The organism is Dechloromonas sp. CZR5 (assembly GCF_008711155.1).
GTDB lineage: Bacteria > Pseudomonadota > Gammaproteobacteria > Burkholderiales > Rhodocyclaceae > Azonexus.
On the sequence record NZ_VUYQ01000021.1, the window covers coordinates 1,451 to 4,176 of the forward strand.

General features: G+C 62.5%; 2 protein-coding genes and 1 pseudogene. 2 read left to right on the forward strand and 1 reads right to left on the reverse strand.

The window, feature by feature from the left end; genetic code table 11:
• Both F1002_RS20795 and F1002_RS20800 read left to right on the forward strand, forming a co-directional pair.
• On the forward strand, positions 1-865 hold an 865-nt coding region (locus tag F1002_RS20795), incomplete at its 5' end, for a tyrosine-type recombinase/integrase (protein WP_191090496.1).
• A complete protein-coding gene (locus F1002_RS20800) occupies positions 862-1,866 on the forward strand; it encodes a site-specific integrase (RefSeq protein ID WP_150430962.1) in 1,005 nt (334 codons plus the stop codon). The genes F1002_RS20795 and F1002_RS20800, both read left to right, overlap by 4 nt.
• Positions 1,867-1,928: 62 nt before the next feature.
• Here the strand turns inward: F1002_RS20800 and F1002_RS20805 are convergent.
• A pseudogene (locus F1002_RS20805) lies at positions 1,929-2,726 on the reverse strand (DNA repair protein); the annotation flags it as partial.

Genomic DNA, 2,726 nt, shown 5'->3' on the forward strand with positions numbered 1-2,726 from the left:
CGATGCCGAAGACTGCCTGAAGGACTTTGTGGCATTCGCCGAAGAACGGGGAATTACCAGGATCACCACGCACATGGCACTGGATTGGGCTCTGAGCAAGCCCTCTGCTAGGCCGGAGCGCGCCGCCGAACGACTACGCGCCGTTCGCGCCTTCGCGCGCCATTATATCGGAATCGATCCCGCTACCGAGGTGCCGCCTACCAAGCTGTTGCCGCACCGCGTGCGCCGACGACAGCCTTATCTGTATACCGACGACGATGTCGAACGTCTCTTGGCGCGGGCCTTGTGCCTACCTCCACAAGACGGTTTGCGGCCGTGGACGTATTACTGTCTGCTTGGACTGCTCAGCGTCACGGGCATGCGGCTCGGTGAAGCACTCCGGCTCTACGTGACGGATGTCGACCTCGACCAGGAGGTGCTCACGGTGCGCGATTCGAAGTTCGGCAAGTCCAGGCTGATTCCGATACAGGCGTTGACGCGAGCAGCGCTCTTGCAATACCGGGATCGACGCGATCAGTTGCTACAGGGCCGCGTTCAGCGACACTTTTTCGTGTCCGGACGGGGAACGCCGCTGATCCCGAGTTGCGTCCACCGCACTTTCTATGCGCTGCTGGCGCAGACCGGACTTTTCGTTGTGGGGGATGCGCAGCGCCCTCGACTGCATGATCTGCGGCATCGATTCGCGGTCCGAACCTTGCTGCAGTGGTATCGCAACGGCGAGGATGTCGAGCGGCGTCTGCCGGAATTGTCGACCTATCTCGGTCACACCTGCATCGAGAACACCTACTGGTACCTCAGCGCCTACCCGGAGTTGATGGGACATGCCGTGAATCGGCTTGAACACCGCTGGGAGATGACGTCATGACTACCGCCACCGCCGATACCTTTGCCACTTTACTCGAGGGGTTCTTCATGCGCCGGCTTATGCAGCAACAGCGGGCCAGCCCACACACGATCGCCTCCTATCGAGACACCTTCCGCCTGCTGCTCAAGTACATGCACAAGCACTTTGGCACGTCACCCAGCAAGCTGGCCTTCGAGCAAATCGACGCGGTGGTGATCACCGATTTTCTCGGTGACCTGGAGCGCGAGCGTGGTGTTTCGACGCGCAGTCGGAATCTGCGCCTGAGCGCCATCCGTTCATTCTTCCACTACGCCGCGTTCGAAGCACCGGCGCATTCCGCCCAGATCCAGCGCATCCTCGCGATCCCCAGCAAGCGTGGCCCACGCAATCAGGTGTGCCATCTGACGCGCCAAGAGGTCGAGGCGCTGCTCGCCGCACCGGACTTGTGCACGTGGGGCGGTCGGCGCGATCATGCGCTCCTGCTGCTGGCGGTACAGACGGGGTTGCGGCTCTCCGAACTGACCGGCCTGTGCCGCGAGGATGTCAGATTCGACACCGGCGCTCACGTTCGTGTCGTCGGAAAGGGGCGCAAGGAGCGGTGCACGCCGTTGGCGAAGCAGACCCGCCGCGTCCTGCAGACATGGATGCGAATCGACTTGCCTCCCGAGTGTAAGGTGTTGTTTCCGAGTGCGAGGGGCACCCGCCTCAGCGCAGACGGTGTCCAGTACCTTCTGGCTAAACATGTCGCGACCGCGAGTACTGCCTGCCCTTCGTTGCTGGGCAAGCGCGTGACGCCCCACGTGCTGCGCCACACGACAGCCATGGATCTGCTCCTGGCCGGTGTCGATCGTTCGGTCATTGCGCTGTGGCTGGGGCACGAGTCGGTCGAGACGACGCAGATCTACCTGGAGGCCGACATGACGTTAAAGGAGCAAGTCCTGGAGAAGACAGCGCCGCATGTCGGAAAGTCTGGCCGCTACCGGCCAGACGATCAACTGCTGGCGTTCCTTGCCGCCTTGTAGGGGCCAGCTGGATGTCCGCCGCCAGATTCCTCGGCAGCGGACATCTGCCCCACGATGGTGGCTCACGCTTCGGCCAGCGCAGCAACTTCATTGGCCTGGTCAGAAGCCAGCCAGCACAGACGGTCCAAATCGATCATTGCATCTGCCATCGCCGTCAGTTCCGGGGTCTGCGAGATGAAGTATTCCTGCGCATAACCGCCCAGGCGCAGCACCTCACGCTTCATCGCCATGAACATGCGCTTGCGCTCGGGGTCAAGCGCCCCGTCGGCTTCATCGGAGAACAATGTCGTATATTGCCGCCCCGAGTGCTGCGCGAGGTAGAGCGCAATCGCACGGGTCAGACAGGACTCCACGATGTTCTTCTCCCCACCACTTATCCACGTAACGCTCTTACTTTCCCCTGTTTCACCGTCGTGTACGACGATGTCGAAGCCTTCTTTCTGTTCCCCCTTGCCGGTCTCAAGCAGGGTGTGGATCGACACTGTGAATCGTGGTCCGTAGCAAGCGAGCAGCAGATCGTTGGCCAAGGCCGACAGCGCCGGGCCGGCATCGTCGATAGCCAGCGCGATCAGGCCGTCGTTGCTCATGCAACGGGCGAAGAGGTTCCAATTGCCCAGTTCATTCTCGACCTGCTCCCGCCGCGCGTCGATCAGGCTTCTGCGCTCAGCCAGCGCCGCCACCTGTCTCGACAGCGCATCAAGAGACTGGGCGTCGCGCACCGCTGCCAGATGCGACTGTTCCGCTGTCGCCAGCGCGGCGCGTGCCGACGCCAAGGCTTGGGCGGACGCGGCCAGCCCTTGCTCATCGTAAGGAGGGGGCAGCGCGGCAAGCGTGCTGGCCAGGCGCGCCAGTGCAGTACT